Below are 19,333 nucleotides of genomic sequence, written 5' to 3'. Positions count from 1 at the left end.
TTCTTTCTAGCATGGATTTGCCTTCCGCCGCCGCCGACACCATCGCCTCCATCCCGGCCGACGCCCGGGGTGTGCGCCATCCCGCCGCCGGCCCCGGCGCGCGCATCGTCTCCCTGGTGCCGTCGATCACCGAGCTGCTCGTCGACCTGGGCCTTGCCCCCCTGCTGGTGGGGCGCACCGGCTTTTGCATCCATCCCCGCGAAGTGGTGCGGCACATTCCCAAGGTGGGTGGCACCAAGGGCTTCGACCTGGACAAGCTGCGGGCCCTGGCCCCCACCCACGTGATCGCCAACATGGACGAGAACCGGGCCGAGGAAATCGACGCCCTGGCAGCCTTCGTGCCCCACGTGGTGGTCACCCACCCCAATACGCCGGCGGACAACCGGGCCCTCTACCGCCTGATCGGCGCCCTGTTCGGGCGGCACCGCGAGGCGGCCGCCCTGATTGCCGAACTGGACGCGGCCGAGGCCGGACTGGCCGGTCTGGGGCTGCCCCGGGAGCCGGTGCTCTACCTGATCTGGCGCGACCCCTGGCTGACCGTGGCGCGCAACACCTACATCGCCGCCACCCTGGCTGCCGCCGGCTGGGACACGGTGCCGGCCCGCCTGGGCGGCGACACCGGCGCCGATCGCTATCCAGCGGTGGATTTGGAGCGCGCCGTGGCCGAGGCCGCCCGCATTCTGCTGCCTTCCGAGCCCTACCATTTCGGCCTCGGGGAACAGGCCGAGCTGCAAGCCCGCTTTCCCACGGTGCCGGTGACCCTGGTCGATGGCGAGATGGTCTCCTGGTACGGCAGCCGGGCGCCCCGAGGGCTCGACTATCTGGGCCGTCTGCGCCGGGAGTTGGGCCAGTGACTGTTCTGCGTTGCCGGGCGCCGACGCGGTTTTAGCCGGTTTTAGCTGGCTTGGGCCGTCTCCGAAACCTCTTTGACCGAGGTCAAGGGGCGGTGGGCGGCGGGGGCCTAGACTGCGCCCTTTCCATTTCCCGCGTCGCGCCATCATGGTGAGCAGCACTCCGACGACGACTACGAGCGCCTTCCGCATCCCCCATCTGGTCTGCCCCGCCGGCAGCCTGCCCGCCCTCAAGTCGGCGGTGGACAACGGGGCCGACGCGGTCTACCTGGGCTTCAAGAATGCCACCAACGCCCGCAACTTCGCCGGGCTCAACTTCGACGACAAGAGCCTGCGCGAGGGCGTACGCTACGCTCGGGACCGGGGCCGCGAAGTGCTGGTGGCGATCAACACCTACCCCCAGGCCGGGCGCCTGGCCGAGTGGCACGGGGCGGTGGATGCCGCCGCCGACCTGGGCGCCACCGCCGTCATCCTGGCCGACGTGGGCCTGCTCGCCTACGCCGCCGAGCGCCATCCGGCCCTGCACCGCCACCTGTCGGTCCAGGGCTCGGCCACCAGCTACGAGGCGATCAACTTCGCCCAGGACGCCTTCGGCGTGCGCCGCGCCGTGTTGCCCCGAGTGCTCACCCTGGCCCAGGTGGAAAACGTGGTGCGCCACACCACGGTGGAAATCGAGGTGTTCGGCTTCGGCAGCCTGTGCGTCATGAACGAGGGACGCTGCTGGCTTTCTTCCTACGCCACCGGCGAATCGCCCAACACCGTGGGGGCTTGCTCCCCGGCTAAGTACGTGCGCTGGGAGCAGCAGGGCAAGACCATGAACGCCCGCTTGAACGGCATCCTCATCGACAGCTACGGCGAGGGCGAGCCGGCCGGCTACCCAACCCTGTGCAAGGGCCGCTTCGAGGTGGCCGGCGAGACCGGCTACGCCCTGGAAGAGCCCACCAGCCTGAACGTGGTCGAACTGCTGCCCCAGATCGCCGCCGCCGGCGTGGCCGCCATCAAGGTCGAGGGGCGCCAGCGCAGCCCGGCCTACGTCGGCCAGGTGACCCGGGTGCTGCGTCAGGCCATCGACGCCCTGAAGGCCCCGGGCTTCGCCGTCAAGCCGGCCTGGCAGAGCGAACTGGCCAAGGTGGCCGAGGGCCACCAGGTCACCCTGGGCGCCTACGATCGTCCCTGGCGCTGAGGAGCCCGTCCATGAGCAACCCGATCAAGCTCGCCATCGGCCCGATCCTGTTCTACTGGAGCAAGGACGAGGTCCAGAACTTCTACCTGCAAGCCAGCGATTCGCCGGCCGACATCGTCTACGTCGGCGAGAGCGTCTGCTCGCGCCGCTGCCAGCTGCGCACCTCCGATTGGATCGGTCTGGCCAAGGACCTGGCCGCCGCCGGCAAGGACGTGGTGCTGTCGGCCCTGGCCCTGGCCGAATCCGAGGGCGACCTGATCGCCCTGCGCAAGCTGGTGGCCGCCTGCGCCGAGAGCGGCGGGCGCATCCGCCTCGAAGCCAATGACCTGGGGGCGGTGAAAGTGGCCGCCGAGGCCGGTGTGCCCTTCGTCTGCGGCCCCCACCTCAACGTCTACAACGAAGCCACCCTGGCTTGGTTCGCCGCCAAGGGCGCCGTCGCCTGGGTGCCGCCCCTGGAAGCGCCACGCAGCCTGATCGCGCCGCTCCACGCCAGCCGTCCGGTGGGCATGGCCACCGAGGTGTTCGCCTGGGGCAAGATCCCCCTGGCCTTCTCGGCGCGCTGCTTCACCGCCCGCCACTATGGACTGAAGAAGGACGACTGCCAGTTCCGCTGCCTGGACCACGCCGACGGCCTGACCCTGGCCACCCGGGAAGGCCAGTCCTTCCTGACCATGAACGGCATCCAGACCATGTCGGCCCAGCACTACTCGCTGCTCGCCGAACTGCCCGCGCTGCTGGACCTGGGCATCGACGCCCTGCGCCTGTCGCCCCAGTCGAAGGACTTCTTCGCCGTGCTGGCCGCTTTCGACGCCGCCCGGCGCGGCGAGCCGGCCGGGTTGCCGGCCGCTTGCACCGACCACGGCACCTGCGACGGCTACTGGCACGGCCAGGCGGGGATTGCCAAGGTCGGCGCCGAGGACGACACTCTGGTTGTTGCCGCCTCCGGCGCGTGAATCCAATGAACCCGATCGCCATGACTACCCGCTTTACCCTGCCCGGCCTGCCGGGCATCAACCTGCAGGTGCCCACCTTCCGCCTGCCCGCCTTCGTCACCCGCATCGGCCAGAGCCTGCCCCAGTGGCCCCACGCCCTGGGCCTGGTGGGCGGCCTGAACGGCCTGCTGCTGCTGAAGCTGCTCGACGCCGAGGCCTTGGAGCCCCTTACCGGCCGCGTCTTCGCCGTGGAGGTGGAAGACACCGCGGCGGTGGCCCGCTTCACCTTCGACGGCCTGCGCTTCGTTCCTTTGCTCGCCGCCGATGGCCCGGCGCCGGACCTGACCTTTCGCGCCACCCTGTCGGCCTACCTGCAGCTGCTGGCGCGGCAGGAGGACCCGGATACCCTGTTCTTCCAGCGCCGCCTGGTGATCGAGGGCGACACCGAGCTGGGCCTGCTGGTGAAGAATCTGCTGGACGCGGTGGAATGGCCGCGTCTGCCTTTTATCGCCGAGCGCACCTGAGGGCTTGGCACAACGAACCTAAGCGGGGATTGGTGAGAGCCCCACGGGGAGGAAGACCGGCACCCAGTCTGGGCCAGTCGGCATAAAAGAAGGAATGGGGGCGCCTACGGGCGCCCCCGTTTCGTTGACGCCCCCCGCTTTGCGCCCCCGCCTCCACCGCCCTGGCGTAGATACGAAAACGCCCGGCGCGGGGCCGGGCGTTGCGAGGTGGCGCGATGACCTGGGCCGGATCAGAGCCGGAAGCGGCTGGTGTCCTGCGCCAAGCTGGCGGAGGCCCCCAGCAGGGTGCCGGCCCGTTCCCGGTTGGTCTGGGCGGAGCGGCCGGTCTGCTCGGCCATGACGGCCACCTGTTCGACCTGGCGGGCGATGCTCTGGGCGGCGCCGGCCTGTTCCTGGGTGGCGCCGGCGATGTCCTCGATGGCTTCGATCACCCGGGACGAGCGGTTGGCCACGTCCCCCAGGGCGGCTTCCAGCTGGCGCGAGGCCTCCACCGAGCGGGCCACCTGGTCTACGGCGCTGGCGATGGTCTCGCGTACCGAGCCGACGCCGGCCTGGACCTGGGAGAGGATGGCGGAGATTTCCTGGGCGGACTGGCCGGACTGTTCGGCCAGCTTACGCACCTCGTCGGCCACCACGGCGAAGCCGCGTCCGGCCTCGCCGGCCCGGGCGGCCTCGATGGCGGCGTTGAGGGCGAGCAGGTTGGTCTGCTCGGCGATGCCCTTGATGGCGGCCAGCACGTGCTCGATCTCCTGGGAGCGGCGGCCCAGGTCGCCCACCTGCTCGGCGGACTGCTGTACTGCCTGGGACGAATCCTCCATGGCGGCGATGGCTTCGCCCACGGTCGCCTGGCCGGTGGTCACCACGCTCCCCGCCGCCCGGGTCAGTTCCAGGGCGGAGCGGGCGCCCTCGGCCACCTGGTCGATGCTGCTGGACAGCTGTTCGGTGGAGGCGGACATGGAGGCTGCGGCCTCGCTCTGGGCGGCGGTGGCCTGGTCGAGTTCGGCCGACGTGCCGGACAGTTCCTGGGCGGTGCTGCCCAGGGCACCGCTGGTGTCCTTGAGGCGGCTCACCAGGCTGCGGATCGAGGCGATGGCCTGGCCCAGGGAGCGGGATAGCACGTCCACCTCGTTGCGGCTGGCGGGGTCGCCGTGCAGGGCCACGGACAGGTCGCCGGCACCGAGGCGCTCGGTGGCCTGGACCAGCCCGGCCACGGGCTTGAGGCGCCAGGCGGCGAAGGCGGCGATGCCGGCCACCAGGGCGATGCCGAGCAGGGCCGAGACGAGGATGACCTTGTTGCGCAGGGTCAGGGTGTCGCCGGTGAATTCGTCGGTCCAGGAACCGACGGCGACGATCCAGTGCAGCTCGGGCATTTCGCGGATCACCACCACCTTGTCGCGGACCCGGCCGTCGCTGTCGGTCCAGGGGTATTCGAGCATGCCGGTCTTGAGCTTGAAGAGCTGCTCGCCGATGGCCGCCGCCGCAGGGCCGGCGTCGGAGAGCTTCTTGCCTTCGAGCTTGGGATGGATCACGTACATCCCTTCCTTCTGGTCGCCGTGAGGCTCGGACAGCACGAAGGGGTAACCGGTCTGGCCGACCTTGGCGGCGAGCAGCTTCTCCTTGAGCAGGGTCACGTTGCTCTCGGCGTCGAGGCGCATGGTGATGGCGCCGACCACCTTGCCAGCCTCGTCCTTGATCGGCGTCACGGCAATGGCGTACATGCGGCCGCTGCGCTGGATGGTGCCGACGAAGTTCTCACCCTTGGAGATGTTGGGGATGTAGCTCTCCTTCTCCGGCACCGCCTCGCCGATCCGGGAAGCGCCGTTGGAGTCCTTGAGCAGGGTGGCGGTCCGGTAGAAACGCTCGCCCTGGCGTACCAGGAAGGCGGCTTCGCGGCCGCTGTTGAGCTTGCCGTAGTGCTCCAGGAAATCCCGGTTGCCGCTCAGCACCAGGTTGCCCGCCACCAGCTCGGGCAGTTCTTCCTGGCCCTGACGCACGGTACGGCCGGACAGTCGCACCGGGCCGGGCAGGGTGCGCTCGAAGGCGCGCAGGTTTTCCAGGGCCCGGGCCTTCAGGGACTCCTGGGCGAATTCCAGGGTGGTGATGATCAGGCCGGCCTGCTCGTTGAGGGCGGCCTGGGTGCGGGCCAGGGCGCTCTGCTTGGCCAGGTAGGCGACGACCAGGCTTTGCGCCACGATCATCAGGAGGGTGGCCAGGGCGGCCACGGCGAGGAGTTGCTTGGAGAGTGGCAGGCGTTTCATTGATTTTTATCGTGCGTTGGTCGGCAGGCGTTCTCGGGCGCGCACGTTGGTCGTGCGTCTTGGCCGGGGATTGTAGGAGAAATACCACTTTAGTCATGTGGTCTTATCCACGGCCCCAGTAAAAAGGCCCGGCGGATGCCGGGCCTGGGCGCCATCCGGGGGATGGCGGGGGCGAGATGACGGCTGCCGTGCCGGGGCCTACACCCGGAAGCGGCTGGTGTCGGCCGACAGGGCGTCGGCGGAGGCCAGCAGGGACGAGGAGCGTTCCCGGTTGGTCTGGGCGGAGCGGCCGGTCTGCTCGGCCATGACGGCCACCTGCTCGACCTGGCGGGCGATGCTCTGGGCGGTGCTGGCCTGTTCCTGGGTGGCGCCGGCGATGTCGCCGATGGCCTCGCCGAGCTGGCCCGAGTGCTCGGCCACCTGGCCCAGGGCGGCCTCCAGCTGGCGCGAGGCGTCCACCGAGCGGGCCACCTGGTCCACGGCGCTGGCGATGGTCTCGCGCACCGAGCCGACGCCGGTCTGGACCTGGGAGAGGATGGCGGAGATTTCCTGGGCGGATTTGCCGGACTGTTCGGCCAGCTTGCGCACTTCGTCGGCCACCACGGCGAAGCCGCGGCCGGCCTCGCCGGCGCGGGCGGCCTCGATGGCGGCGTTGAGGGCGAGCAGGTTGGTCTGCTCGGCGATGCCCTTGATGGCGGCCAGCACGTGCTCGATCTCCTGGGAGCGGCGGCCCAGCTCGCCAACCTGGTCGGCGGACTGCTGCACCGCCTGGGCGGTTTCTTCCATGGCGGCGATGGCCTGGCCCACCGTCACCTGGCCGTCTTCCACCACCTGACGGGCTTCCTGGGTCAGGCCCAGGGCGGAGCGGGCGCCTTCGGCCACCTGGTCGATGCTCACCGACAGTTCTTCGGACGAAGCGGACATGGAGGCGGCGGCCTCGCTCTGGGCGGCGGTGGCCTGGTCCAGGTCGGCGGACGAGGCCGACAGCTCCTGGGCGGTGGAACCCAGGCTGGCGCTGGTGTCCTTGAGGCCGGCCACCAGGCTGCGGATCGAGGTGATGGCCTGGCCCAGGGAGCGGGACAGCACGTCCACCTCGTTGCGGCTGGCGGGGTCGCCGTGCAGGGCCACGGACAGGTCGCCGGCACCGAGGCGCTCGGTGGCCTGGACCAGCCCGGCCACGGGCTTGAGGCGCCAGGCGGCGAAGGCGGCGATGCCGGCCACCAGGGCGATGCCGAGCAGGGCCGAGACGAGGATGACCTTGTTGCGCAGGGCCTGGGTGCGGCTGGTGAATTCGTCGGTCCAGGAGCCGACGCCCACCTTCCAGTGCAGTTCCGGCAATTCCCGCACCACCACCACCTTCTCCCGCTGCCGGCCGTCGGCGTCCGCCCAGTCGTAAGTGAGCATGCCGTCCTTGTGCTTGAGAATCAGCTCGCCGATGCGGGCACCCTGTTCGCCGGTCTCGGAGAATTTCTTGCCCTCCAGAGAGGGATGGATCACGTACATGCCTTCTTTTTGGTCGCCGAAGGGCTCGGCCAGGACGAAGGGATAGCCGGTTTCGGCGATGCGCGTCTCGTGCAGTTTCTTCTTGAGCAGGGCCACGTTGCTCTCGGCGTCCATGCGCAGGGCGATGCCGGAGATGACCTTGCCGCTGTCGTCGACGATCGGCACTACGGCGATGGCGTTCATCCGACCGCCGCGCTGGACCGTGCCCAGGTAGGGCTTGTTGGCCAGGATGTCCTGGGTATACGAACCGGGGGCCGGCGGCATTTCCTCGCCGTTGCGGTACTGGCCGTTGGCCCCTTTGACCAGGGTGGCGATGCGGTACAGCTTACCCTCGTGGGCCACCAGCCAGCCCACCTCCCGTCCGGGGTTGGCCTTGCTGAAGGCGTCGAGGGCGGCGGAGTTGTTGTTCAGCACCAGGTTGCCGGCGGCCACCTCGGGTAGTTCGATGTTGCCGGTCTTGACCATGCGCCCGGTCAGATGCACCGGGCCGGGCAGGTTGCGCTGGTAGTTGGCCAGGGCGTTCTGGGCCCGGTCCTTGAGGGATTCCTGGGCGAATTCCAGGGTGGTGACGATCAGGGACGCCTGCTCGTTGAGGGCGGCCTCGGTCTGGGCGATGGCGCTTTGCCGGGCCAGGTAGGCGACCACGGCGTTCTGGACGAGCACCATGACCAGGGTGGCGGCGGCGGCGATGGCAAGGATCTGTTGGGTGAGGGAGAGTCGTTTCATGGCTGGAGTGGGGCTGGCCTGGTGTGGCGCACCAAGTGCGCCACACAGTTATGCCAGAAATAGTTTTTTGTATGCACGGACGATTCTACTTCGAACGTCATAGGACGTATAGTTTGAAAATCGGTTGCTCATGGCGTAACTCCAATAGGGGCGCGGAGTTCCGGGCAGTTTGCCCGGCGAATGGCGGGCCGGCGTATCCGCAAGCCGGGGAGCGGAGCGGTGTCCGGCGGGGAGCGCGAAAAAAGAAACGGGGGCCCTGGCGGCCCCCGTCGGTTACGGCGTGTTGCAGTGTGGTCAGCGCTGGCGCATCAGGCCGTCACGGCGGTGTCGAGACGGAACTTGACGAAGCTGCCGGGGGCCGGCTCCACGGCCTTCAGGCCGCCCTGGCCGGGCACCCGGGCGGGCACCTGCTTGCTGCCGTTGAGGGCGGTGACCCACTCCTGCCAGTCGCTCCACCAGGAACCGGGATTCTGGGTGGCGCCGGCCAGGAACTCGTCGCTGGTCTCGGGTAGGGTGGCGGCCGGGTTGGTCCAGTAGCCGTACTTGTTGGCCACCGGCGGATTCACCACCCCGGCGATGTGGCCGGAGCCGCCCAGCACGAACTTGACCGGACCCTTGAACAGGCGGGCGCCCAGGTAGGTGCTCTTCCACGGGGCGATGTGGTCCTCGACGGTGGAGATGAAGTAGGACGGCGTGGTGATCTTGCTCACGTCGATCTTCACCCCGTTCAGGGTGATGCCGCCCGGGTCCTTGAGCTTGTTGGCCATGTACATGTTGCGCAGGTAGAAGCTGTGCATGGCCGCCGGCATGCGAGTGGAATCGGAGTTCCAGTACAGCAGGTCGAAGGGGAAGGGGTCCTTGCCCATCAGGTAGTTGTTCACCACGAACGACCAGATCAGGTCGTTGGCGCGCAGCATGTTGAAGGTCATGGCCATCTCGGAGCCTTCGAGGAAGCCGCGCTCGTTCATCTTCTTCTCCAGGGACGACACCTGGTCCTCGTCGATGAACACGCCCAGTTCGCCCGGGATGGAAAAGTCGATCATGGAGGTGAAGAAGGTGGCGGAGGCGACCCGCTTGTCCTTCTTGGCCGCCAGGTAGGCCAGGGTGGTGGCCAGCAGGGTACCGCCCAGGCAGTAGCCGGCCATGTTCACTTCCTTCTCGCCGGTGGCCTGGCACACCGCCTCGATGGCCGCCAGGGAGCCTTCGAGCAGGTAGTCCTCAAAGCTCTTCTTGGCCAGGTGGGCGTCCGGGTTCACCCAGCTCATGATGAAGGTGGTGTGGCCCTGGTCGGTGGCCCACTTCACGAAGGAGTTCTTCTCGCGCAGGTCGAGGATGTAGTACTTGTTGATCCAGGGCGGGATGATCAGCAGCGGGGTCTTGTTCTGTTCCTTGGTGGTCGGCTCGTACTGGATCAGCTGGAACAGGTCGTTCTGGAACACCACCTTGCCCGGGGTGGCGGCCACGTTCTTGCCCGGCTCGAAGGCGCTGGTATCGGTCATGCGGATGCGCAGCTGGCCGTCCCCCGCCTCGATGTCGTGAAGCAGGTTGTTGAGGCCCTTGATCAGGTTCTGGCCGTGGCTCTTCACCGTCTCGCGGAACACTTCCGGGTTGGTGAAGGCAAAGTTGGACGGCGACAGGGCGTCGATGTACTGGCGGGTGTAGAAATTGACCTTCTTCTGGGTGTTGTCGTCCAGGCCCTCGACGTCGCACACCGTGTCGTGGATGTGGCGGGCGGCGATCAGGTAGGACTGCTTCATGAAGTCGAACAGGAAGTGCTGTTCCCAGTCCTCGTCGCGGAAGCGGTTGTCGCCCTTGGCCGGACTGGCCACCGGCTGGGCGTTGACGCCCATCATGCGCAGCATGGAGCCCTGCCACAGGGAGAAGTAGTCCCACATCATGCCCATCTGGGCCTGGGCGATCTTGTAGGGGTTGGCCATCAGGCGGGCGGACAGGTCCATGAAGGCCCGGGCGATGCCCAGTTCGTCGGAGGGGGGGCTGACCCCTTCCTTGGCCTTCTTTTCCATGTAATGGGTCAGCAGCCGGGAGGCCCGTTGCGCCACCTCGGCATAGGACTTGGCGATTTCGGCGGGGTTGGGCAGGGGAGTGCTTTCGTTCTCGACTTGCTGCGACATCGGTGTCTCCTTGGTTTGGATCAGGTCTGGCGGCACTGCTGAAGAACGGTTGCCCCCGAGCGGATCAGGGGCGGCGGAAGCGGATCACGCCGTCGCCGCCGGCCTCGCGGCGCAGGCGACGGGCGTGCTCCAGGTAATTCAGGTGGGCGATGGCCTCGCTCATGGCGAACATCACCTGGTGCGAATCCAGCTCGCGCTTGAACAGCACTGGCAGCAGGTCGCCGGCGCTCCGGGGCTCGGTGCAGGCGGCCTCCACGTCGGCCAGGCGCTCGTCGTGGTGCTCGGCCAGGGCGGCGACCCGGTCGGCCAGGCCGTAGAACGGCCGGCCATGGGAGGGCAGCACCAGGGGATCGTCGCCCAGGGCACCGTAGCGGGCCACCGAGTCCAGGTATCGAGACAGGGAATCGGCGTCCGGCGTCACGGCGAACACGCTGACGTTGGTGGTTATACGCGGTAGGACCATATCCCCCGAAATTAATACGTCATGCTTACAGGAAAATAACGCCGCGTGTTCAGGCGCATGACCGTAACCGGTCACCACCTGCCATTCCGCATCGCCGACGGCGATCCGGTCCCCGTCGATGAGCCGCTCGTAGCGCTGCGGCAGGGCCGGCACCCCCTTGGGATAGACCGCTCCCCGGGCCGCCAGCTTGGCGCAGCGCTCGTCGTCCAGCCCGTGCAGGCGGAAGAAGCTCACCATGTCGTCGGTGCCGTGGCCGGCGGCTTGGTGCCACACCGCGTGGGCGGTGAGGAACTCGCCGGCGGTCATCGCCAGGGGGGCGCCGGTGCGCTCCATCAGCCAGGCGGCGAGCCCCAGGTGGTCCGGGTGAAAGTGGGTGACGACGATGCGCTCCACCGGCTTGTCCAGCCCGGCCAGCAGGGTTTCCCAGGCGGCCTTGACCTCGGGGGTGGCGATGCCGGTGTCCACGATGGTCCAGCCGGTGGGGGATTCGAGCAGCCACAGGTTGATGTGGTCGAGGGCGAAGGGCAGGGGCATGCGCAGCCACCAGACGCCCGGGGCCACTTCGATGCGCTCGCCCGGGGCGGGCAGGTCGGGGAAGGGGTAGCGGGGTTGGCCGGCGGTTTCGCCGGAGGCGGCGGCAGCGGGTGCGGCGGTGGTCATGAAACGTCCGTGAATTGATGGAGGTTGGGGAAACTGACTACACTGGGGGATTGGGACGGCCGTCAGGCGGTCCTGCCCTCTGGGACGGGAAGTATCTCCGTCCATGCTCCGGGAATTGTGGAGCCGTGTTGTCTCTTTTCTTCGACTATAGCCCTCAAGGCCCGGGCCTGACCACAGGCAGCGCTTCGCCGCTCCGCTTCGCCACCCTGTTCCGGCCCGCCAGAATCCATGCCCACTACCCGCACCTACACCATCTCCGAGCTCGCCCGGGAGTTCGACATCACGCCCCGGACGATCCGCTACTACGAAGACCAGGGTCTGATCGCGCCGAGCCGGGAAGGACGCAACCGGGTCTATTCGCGGCGCGACCGCATCCGCCTCAAGCTGGCCCTGCGCGGCAAGCGCCTGGGCATCTCCCTGGCCGAGATCCGCGAGATGATCGACATGTACGACATCGGTCGCGGTGACGAGGTGCACCAGCTGGAACGTTTTCTCGACGTGCTGCAACGGCGCCGCGCCGCGCTGCTGCAACAGCGCGAGGACATCGAGGCGGTGCTCGGCGAGATCGATTCCTTCGAAACCCAGTGCCGCCAGATGCTCGCCAGCCATGAAGGGGCCGTGGCTGCGCCGGGCGCGTCGACCGCTTCGTCCGCCCCGGCGCTTCAGGAGCAGGCCCGGGCCAAGGCCTGAGCGCTTTGCGCGGCGGCTTGGTTGACGTTAACGTCAACGTCACGTAAAAACACGCCATCGCCCCCCGGCCAATCCGCCACCAGACTTCCGCCATGTCCGCTCCTCGCACCCCCTTCTATCCCGCCGACGCCGGGTTCGCCGGCCGGGTGCGCGCCAGCTTTGCCCGGCAGAAGGCCATGGCCCACCTGGGCGCCAGCCTGGCCGAAGTGGAAGCGGGGCGCTGCGTCATCCAGCTGCAGCACCGCGAGGAAGTGACCCAGCAGCACGGCTACATCCACGGCGGCGTGGTGGGCGCCATCGCCGACTCGGCCGCCGGCTACGCCGCCATGACCCTGACCCCGGCCGACGCCAGCGTGCTCACCGTGTCCTACACCCTGAACCTGATGGCACCCGCCGCTGGCGACCACATCGAGGCCCACGGCGAGGTGGTCCGGGCCGGCCGCACCCTGCTCGTCACCCGGGCCGACGTGTTCGCCTATAACGACGGGGAGGCCACCCTGTGCGCCACCCTGCAACAAACCATCATGGCCCTGGCCAACCGGCCGGAGCGCTGAGGCGCCGGCCGCCGGAATCGCAAGATCGCAGCACCCCATATAAAACGACAATCCGGAGACAAACCATGCACATCCCTTCCCTCGATTTCGGCCTGGGCGAAACCCTGGACATGCTGCGCGACACGATCCGCGATTTCGCCGAAAAGGAGATCGCCCCCCGGGCCGCCGAGATCGACCGCAACAACGAATTCCCCGCCGACCTGTGGAAGAAGTTCGGCGACCTGGGCCTGCTCGGCATGACCGCCGAGGAGGAGTACGGCGGCACCGGCCTGGGCTATCTGGCCCACATCATCGCCATGGAGGAGCTGTCTCGCGCCTCCGCCTCGGTGGGCCTGTCCTACGGCGCCCACTCCAATCTGTGCGTCAACCAGATCCGCCGCAACGGCAACGCCGCCCAGAAGGCCAAGTACCTGCCCAAGCTGATCTCCGGCGACCACGTCGGCGCCCTGGCCATGTCCGAGCCCAACGCCGGCTCCGACGTGGTATCGATGAAGCTCAAGGCCGAGAAGAAGGGCGACCGCTACGTCCTCAACGGTTCCAAGATGTGGATCACCAACGGCGGCGACGCCGATACCCTGGTGGTGTACGCCAAGACCGACGTCAACGCCGGCGCCAAGGGCATGACCGCCTTCATCGTCGAAAAGGGCATGAAGGGGTTTAGCCACGGCACCCACCTGGACAAGCTGGGGATGCGCGGCTCGAACACCTTCCCCCTGTTCTTCGACGACTGCGAAGTGCCCGAGGAGAACGTGCTGGGCGGCATTGGCAACGGCACCAAGGTGCTGATGTCCGGCCTTGACTACGAGCGTGCCGTGCTGTCCGGTGGCCCCCTGGGCATCATGGCAGCCTGCATGGACACGGTAGTGCCCTACCTGCACGAACGTAAACAGTTCGGCCAGAGCATCGGCGAATTCCAGCTGATGCAGGGCAAGGTCGCCGACATGTACTCGGTGTGGTCCGCCGCCCGGGCCTACGCCTACGCCGTCGGCCGCGCCTGCGACAACGCCGATCACGCCCGCAGCCTGCGCAAGGACGCCGCCGGGGTGATCCTGTACACCGCCGAGAAGGCCACCTGGATGGCCGGCGAAGCCATCCAGGCCCTGGGCGGCGTCGGCTACACCAACGAATATCCCACCGGCCGCCTGTGGCGCGATGCCAAGCTCTACGAAATCGGCGCCGGTACCAGCGAGATCCGCCGCATGCTGATCGGCCGGGAGCTGTTCGCCGAGACTGCATGACCGAATCCGCCCGGGGGCCTCGCGGCGCCCGGGCCGGAGCATTTCAACCTAGGAGAGCACCATGTCTGACCCCATCGTCATCGTTTCTGTCGCCCGCACCCCCATGGGGGGCTTCCAGGGCGACTTCAACAGCCTGACCGCGCCCCAGCTCGGCGCCACGGCCATCAAGGCCGCCGTGGAGCGGGCCGGCATCAAGCCGGAGCAGGTGGAAGAGGTGGTGTTCGGCAACGTGCTGCAAGCCGGCGTCGGCCAGGCCCCGGCCCGCCAGGCCGCCTTGGGCGCCGGCCTGTCCCTGGCCGCCGGCTGCACCACCATCCACAAGGTGTGCGGCTCCGCCCTCAAGGCGGTGATGATGGTGCACGACGGCCTGCTCGCCGGCTCCTACGAGATCGGCGTCGCCGGCGGCCAGGAGTCGATGTCCAACGCCCCCTACCTGCTGCCCAAGGCCCGCGGCGGCTATCGCCTCGGCCACGGCCAGCTGCTCGATCACATGTTCTTCGACGGCCTGGAAGACGCCTACCAGAAGGGCCGCCTGATGGGCACCTTCGCCGAGGAATGCGCCGAGTCCTACGGCTTCACCCGGGCCGCCCAGGACGAGTTCGCCATCACCTCCACCACCCGGGCCCAGGCCGCCATCAAGGAAGGCAAGTTCAAGTGGGAAATCGCCCCCGTCACCATCGCCGGCAAGAAGGGCGACGTGGTGGTGGACCAGGACGAGCAGCCGCTGAAGGCCCAGATCGACAAGATCCCCGCCCTGAAGCCCGCCTTCAAGAAGGACGGCACCGTCACCGCCGCCAACTCCTCCTCCATCTCCGACGGCGCCGCCGCCCTGGTGCTGATGAAGGAATCCAAGGCCAAGGCCCTGGGCCTCACCCCCCTGGCCAAGATCGTCGGCCACACCACCCACGCCCAGGAACCCAACCTGTTCACCACCGCCCCGGTCTTCGCCATCGAGAAATTCCTGAAGAAGGCGGGCTGGAATGCTGCCGACGTGGACCTGTGGGAAATCAACGAAGCCTTCGCCGTGGTCACCATGGCAGCCATCCACGACCTCAAGCTCGATCCGGCCAAGGTCAACGTGCACGGTGGCGCCTGCGCCCTGGGCCACCCGATCGGCGCGTCCGGCGCCCGCATCCTGGTGACCCTGCTCGGCGCCCTCAAGCAGTACGGCAAGAAAAAGGGCGTTGCTTCCCTGTGCATCGGCGGCGGCGAGGCCGTGGCTGTCGGCGTGGAGATGCTGTAACGTGCGGACGGCCGGCGCACTCCCCATGGCGCACCTTGCGGTGCGCGGCATGGCGGGCGCCGGCCGTCCTCCCGTCCGTCCCGCGAAAGCCCCCGTCTTGAATTCCCCGACCGCCACCGCCGGTAGCACTCGGCTCACCCCGGCCATCCTGGCCAAGCTCGTCGTCACCATGTTCTTCTGGGGCGGTACCTGGATCGCCGGCCGCGTCGTCGTCCAGGAAGTCCCGCCCCTGGCCGCCGCCTTCTGGCGCTTCCTCACCGCCGGCCTGGCCCTGGCCGCCGTGGCCGTGGTCAGCGAAGGCGGCCTGCCCAAACTGTCGCGCCAGGAGTGGCTGACCGTCACCCTGCTCGCCCTGTCCGGCATCGCCCTCTACAACTTCTGCTTCCTGTTCGGCCTCAAGCACATCGCCGCCGGCCGGGGCGCCCTGGTGGTGGCCCTCAACCCCGCCGTGGTGGCCCTGTCCGCCTGGTTGTTCTTCGGCGACCGGATGACCCCGCGCAAGGCCCTGGGCATCGTCCTGGCCATGGCCGGCTGCCTGCTGGTGATCGCCAACGGCCACCCCACCCGCCTGTTCGCCGGTGCCATCGGCCTGGGCGAGGTGCTCATCCTCGGCTGCGTCGTCTTCTGGGCCATCTACACCTTCATCGGCCGGCGCGCCACCGCCACCATGAGCGCCCTGGCCGCCACCGCCTACGCCAGCCTGATCGGCTGCGCCATGCTCGGCGCCGCCGCCGCCGTCAACGGCGACCTGGGCGTGCCCGACTACAGCCCGACCGCCTGGTCGGCGATCCTCTTCCTCGGCCTGCTCGGCACCGCCCTGTCCTTCACCTGGTACGCCGACGGTGTGCAGCGGGTGGGGCCGGCGCGTACCGCGGCCTTCATCAACCTGGTCCCCCTGTTCGCCGTGTTGCAGGGGGCCTGGCTGCTCGGCGAGCGGCTGTCCACCGCCGCCTACCTGGGCGGCGCCCTGACCATCGTCGGCGTGATGTTCACCACCGGCGTCCTGGGAGGCCGCCGCGTGTAGCCGCCGCAAGCAACGCCGTCCGGCGCTCCGCCACCTAAATAAAACCGGGGGCGCCGGATTTCAATCACAGGGAGCCGCCCGGCGGCTCCGGGGAGACGAGAACGTGGAGGAGACACCCATGCATCGCAACCACCCGCCCGGCGGCCTGCCCGCCGGCAGACGCGCGCAACCCGCGCGGAGGGCGCCATGACCGCGCCCCTGGACTTCTACTTCGATTTTTCCTCGCCCTACGGCTACCTGGCGGCGGAACGGATCGACGACCTGGCGGCCCGCCACGGTCGCAGCGTGGCCTGGCATCCGGTACTGCTCGGAGTGATCTTCCAGAAGACCGGCGCCGTGCCTCTGACCCAGGCGCCCATCAAGGGCCAGTACGTGCTGCGCGACTTCGCCCGGTCGGCACGCTTCATGGGGCTACCCTACCGCCAGCCGAGCCGCTTTCCGCTCGCCACCCAGGTTGCCGCCCGGGCTTTCTACTGGGCCTGGGATCGGGATCAAGCACGGGCCCGCGACTTCGGCCGGGCCCTGTTTCGCGCCCTGTTCGTGGATGACCGGGACATTTCCGACCCGGCCACCGTGCTGGCCATTGCCGCCGCCCAGGGGTTCGACCCCGCCGCCCTGGAAGCGGCCCTGGCCACCCCGGCCCTCAAGGACCGTCTCAAGCAGGAAGTCGAGGCGGCCCTGGCGCGCGGCGTGTGCGGGTCGCCCTACATCGTCGTGGACGGCGAACCTTTCCTCGGCGCCGACCGGCTGCCCCAGCTCGAACGTTGGCTGGCGGCGGGCCCAGGCGGTTTCTGACGGCCTTCCGGCCGCGGTTTCATCCCGAATCCAATCCAACCCAGCAGCGCATCTCCCGACGCACCGCGAGTGACGCCATGACCATACTGACAACCCAGCTCAATCCCCGCTCCCTGGACTTCCAGGCCAACGCCGAAGCCATGGGCACCCTGGTGTCCCACCTCCAGGACACCGTCAACCGCATTGCCCTGGGCGGCTCCGAATCCGCCCGGCAGAAGCACCTGGCCCGGGGCAAGCTGCTCCCCCGGGAGCGGGTGAGCACCCTGGTGGACCCGGGCTCCCCCTTCCTGGAAATCGGCCAACTGGCCGCCTACGGCATGTACGGCGGCGCCGGCGAGAACTTTGAGGTGCCCGCCGCCTCGATGATCGCCGGCATCGGCCGCATCGAGGGCGTCGAATGCATGATCGTCGCCAACGACGCCACGGTGAAGGGCGGCACCTACTACCCCCTGACCGTGAAGAAGCACCTGCGCGCCCAGGAGATCGCCGAGCAGAACCATCTGCCCTGCGTCTATCTGGTGGATTCCGGCGGCGCCTTCCTGCCCCTGCAAGACGAGGTCTTCCCCGACCGGGACCACTTCGGCCGCATCTTCTACAACCAGGCCAACCTGTCGGCCAAGGGCATCCCCCAGGTGGCCGTGGTGATGGGCTCCTGCACCGCCGGCGGCGCCTACGTGCCGGCAATGAGCGACGAATCGGTGATCGTGCGCGAGCAGGGCACCATCTTCCTCGGCGGCCCGCCCCTGGTGAAGGCCGCCACCGGCGAGGTGGTGTCCGCCGAAGACCTGGGCGGCGCCGACGTGCACACCCGGGTTTCCGGGGTGGCCGACCACTTCGCCGAGAACGACGCCCACGCCCTGGCCATCGCCCGGCGCATCGTGCGCGACCTGAACTGGAAGAAGCAGCCGCCGGTGAGCCTGCTGCCGCCGCGCCCGCCCCGCTACGACGCCCGGGAGCTGTACGGCGTGATCCCCACCGACACCAAGAAGCCCTTCGACGTGCGCGAGATCATCGCCCGCATCGTGGACGGCTCCGAGTTCGACGAATTCAAGGCCCGCTACGGCACCACCATCGTCTGCGGATTTGCGCGCATCTTCGGCTATCCGGTGGGTATCGTCGCCAACAACGGCATCCTCTTCTCGGAATCGGCCCTCAAGGCCGCCCACTTCATCGAACTGTGCGCCCAGCGCGGCATCCCCCTGGTGTTCTTGCAGAATATCACCGGCTTCATGGTCGGGCGCAAGTACGAGAACGGCGGCATCGCCCGGGACGGGGCCAAGATGGTGACGGCGGTCGCCACCGCCAAGGTACCCAAGTTCACCGTGGTCATCGGCGGGTCGTTCGGCGCCGGCAACTACGGCATGTGCGGCCGGGCCTACTCGCCCCGTTTCCTGTGGATGTGGCCCAACGCCCGCATCTCGGTGATGGGCGGCGAGCAGGCCGCAGGCGTTCTGGCCACGGTCAAGCGCGACGGCCTGGAGGCCGCCGGCAAGACCTGGAGCGCCGAGGACGAGGCCGCCTTCAAGGCGCCGATCCGCGACCAGTACGAAACCCAGGGCCACCCCTACTACGCCAGCGCCCGCCTGTGGGACGATGGGGTGATCGACCCGGCCGATACCCGCCGGGTCCTCGGCCTGGGCCTGTCGGCCGCCTTCAACGCCCCGGCGGAAGAAACCAAGTTCGGCATCTTCCGCATGTGACCCCCGCACGGATACGACCATGACCACCTACAACGCCATCCTGCTCGAAGTCGACGGCCCCGTCGGCATCCTCACCCTCAACCGGGGCGACCGGCACAACGCCTTCGACGAAACCCTGATCGCCGAGATCACCGCCGGCCTGAAAGAACTGGAAGCCAACCCCGCCGTGCGCGTGGTGGTGCTCTCCTCCACCGGCAAGAGCTTCTGCGCCGGGGCCGACCTCAACTGGATGCAACGCGCCGCCGGCTACAGCCCGGAAGAGAACCTGCGCGACGCCCGCAACCTGGCCGAACTGCTGCGCACCCTCAACGAACTGGCCAAGCCCACCGTGGCCCGGGTCCAGGGCCCGGCCTACGGCGGCGGCGTCGGCCTGGTGTCGGCCTGCGACGTGGCCATCGCCACCTTCGACGCCCAGTTCGCCCTGACCGAGGTCAAGCTCGGCCTGATCCCGGCGGTCATCAGCCCCTACGTCATCCAGGCCCTGGGCACCCGGGCGGCGCGCCGCTACATGCTCAGCGCCGAGCGCTTCTCCGCCTCCGAGGCCTACCGCCTCGGCCTGGTGCACGAGATCGTGCCCGACGAGGCGGCCCTGGACGACGCCGTCGGCGAGGTGGTGGAGGCCCTGCTCAACAACGGCCCCAACGCCCAGGCCGAGTGCAAGGCCCTGATCGCCGCCGTGGCCGACCGGGCCATCGACGCGGCCGTGATCGAGGACACCGCCCAGCGCATCACCCGGGTGCGGGCCTCGGACGAAGGCCGGGAGGGCATCGGCGCCTTCCTCGAAAAACGCAAACCCGCTTGGATCGCCTAACGCCACTCCGCACCATTTCGCCCGGAGGGCCGGCGCCCGCGTGGGC

16 protein-coding genes are annotated in these 19,333 nt (G+C 68.7%); 12 read left to right on the top strand and 4 right to left on the bottom strand.

Going from position 1 to position 19,333, the window contains the following annotated elements:
- Positions 1–11 precede the first annotated feature (11 nt).
- The 4 genes from LWW89_RS02385 (at position 12) to LWW89_RS02370 (ending at position 3,490) form a co-directional block, all read left to right on the top strand.
- Entirely contained in the window at positions 12–854 is an 843-nt protein-coding gene (locus LWW89_RS02385) for a helical backbone metal receptor (RefSeq protein WP_293260577.1), read from the top strand.
- A 145-nt stretch (positions 855–999) separates the two neighbouring features.
- Positions 1,000–2,034 (top strand): peptidase U32 family protein, encoded by a 1,035-nt coding sequence (locus LWW89_RS02380; protein WP_293260574.1) that lies wholly within the window; start codon positions 1,000–1,002, stop codon positions 2,032–2,034.
- A gap of 11 nt (positions 2,035–2,045) precedes the next feature.
- On the top strand, positions 2,046–2,987 hold the full coding sequence (locus LWW89_RS02375; protein WP_293260571.1) for a U32 family peptidase: 942 nt from the start codon (positions 2,046–2,048) through the stop codon (positions 2,985–2,987).
- Between the two features lie 20 nt (positions 2,988–3,007).
- Positions 3,008–3,490, top strand: coding sequence for an SCP2 sterol-binding domain-containing protein (locus tag LWW89_RS02370; RefSeq protein WP_293260568.1), 483 nt, complete (start codon positions 3,008–3,010; stop codon positions 3,488–3,490).
- 230 nt (positions 3,491–3,720) lie between these two features.
- Here LWW89_RS02370 and LWW89_RS02365 read toward each other — a convergent pair whose 3' ends face one another.
- The 4 genes from LWW89_RS02365 to LWW89_RS02350 form a co-directional block, all read right to left on the bottom strand.
- A complete protein-coding gene (locus LWW89_RS02365; RefSeq protein WP_293260565.1) occupies positions 3,721–5,748 on the bottom strand; it encodes a Cache 3/Cache 2 fusion domain-containing protein in 2,028 nt (675 codons plus the stop codon).
- A 198-nt stretch (positions 5,749–5,946) separates the two neighbouring features.
- A complete protein-coding gene (locus LWW89_RS02360; protein WP_293260562.1) occupies positions 5,947–7,977 on the bottom strand; it encodes a Cache 3/Cache 2 fusion domain-containing protein in 2,031 nt (676 codons plus the stop codon).
- A gap of 308 nt (positions 7,978–8,285) precedes the next feature.
- Positions 8,286–10,109 carry a class I poly(R)-hydroxyalkanoic acid synthase gene (gene phaC, locus LWW89_RS02355; RefSeq protein WP_293260559.1) on the bottom strand — a complete coding sequence of 608 codons (1,824 nt, stop codon included), beginning with the start codon at positions 10,107–10,109 and terminating at the stop codon, positions 8,286–8,288.
- Positions 10,110–10,173: 64 nt separating this feature from the next.
- The gene (locus LWW89_RS02350) at positions 10,174–11,232 is read right to left on the bottom strand and encodes an MBL fold metallo-hydrolase (protein WP_293260556.1); all 1,059 of its coding nucleotides are present in this window, start codon (positions 11,230–11,232) and stop codon (positions 10,174–10,176) included.
- A gap of 228 nt (positions 11,233–11,460) precedes the next feature.
- On the opposite strand from LWW89_RS02350, the gene LWW89_RS02345 reads away from it, so the two are divergent.
- From LWW89_RS02345 to LWW89_RS02310, 8 genes are all read left to right on the top strand, one after another.
- Entirely contained in the window at positions 11,461–11,922 is a 462-nt protein-coding gene (locus tag LWW89_RS02345) for a MerR family DNA-binding transcriptional regulator (protein ID WP_293260553.1), read from the top strand.
- 92 nt (positions 11,923–12,014) lie between these two features.
- Entirely contained in the window at positions 12,015–12,476 is a 462-nt protein-coding gene (locus LWW89_RS02340; protein ID WP_293260550.1) for a PaaI family thioesterase, read from the top strand.
- Positions 12,477–12,541: 65 nt separating this feature from the next.
- Positions 12,542–13,714 carry an isovaleryl-CoA dehydrogenase gene (locus LWW89_RS02335; RefSeq protein ID WP_293260547.1) on the top strand — a complete coding sequence of 391 codons (1,173 nt, stop codon included), beginning with the start codon at positions 12,542–12,544 and terminating at the stop codon, positions 13,712–13,714.
- A gap of 61 nt (positions 13,715–13,775) precedes the next feature.
- Positions 13,776–14,957 carry an acetyl-CoA C-acetyltransferase gene (locus tag LWW89_RS02330; RefSeq protein WP_293260545.1) on the top strand — a complete coding sequence of 394 codons (1,182 nt, stop codon included), beginning with the start codon at positions 13,776–13,778 and terminating at the stop codon, positions 14,955–14,957.
- Positions 14,958–15,054: 97 nt separating this feature from the next.
- Positions 15,055–15,981 carry a DMT family transporter gene (locus LWW89_RS02325; RefSeq protein ID WP_293260543.1) on the top strand — a complete coding sequence of 309 codons (927 nt, stop codon included), beginning with the start codon at positions 15,055–15,057 and terminating at the stop codon, positions 15,979–15,981.
- A 186-nt stretch (positions 15,982–16,167) separates the two neighbouring features.
- On the top strand, positions 16,168–16,776 hold the full coding sequence (locus tag LWW89_RS02320; RefSeq protein ID WP_293260541.1) for a 2-hydroxychromene-2-carboxylate isomerase: 609 nt from the start codon (positions 16,168–16,170) through the stop codon (positions 16,774–16,776).
- A 77-nt stretch (positions 16,777–16,853) separates the two neighbouring features.
- Complete coding sequence (locus tag LWW89_RS02315) at positions 16,854–18,476, top strand: carboxyl transferase domain-containing protein (protein ID WP_293260538.1); 1,623 nt, start codon at positions 16,854–16,856, stop codon at positions 18,474–18,476.
- A gap of 19 nt (positions 18,477–18,495) precedes the next feature.
- Positions 18,496–19,287 (top strand): enoyl-CoA hydratase/isomerase family protein, encoded by a 792-nt coding sequence (locus tag LWW89_RS02310; protein WP_293260535.1) that lies wholly within the window; start codon positions 18,496–18,498, stop codon positions 19,285–19,287.
- Positions 19,288–19,333 lie beyond the last annotated feature (46 nt).

The organism is Oryzomicrobium sp. (assembly GCF_021287045.1).
GTDB lineage: Bacteria > Pseudomonadota > Gammaproteobacteria > Burkholderiales > Rhodocyclaceae > Oryzomicrobium.
Note: the sequence above shows the minus strand (reverse complement) of the source record. Positions and strands in the feature narration are given on the sequence as shown.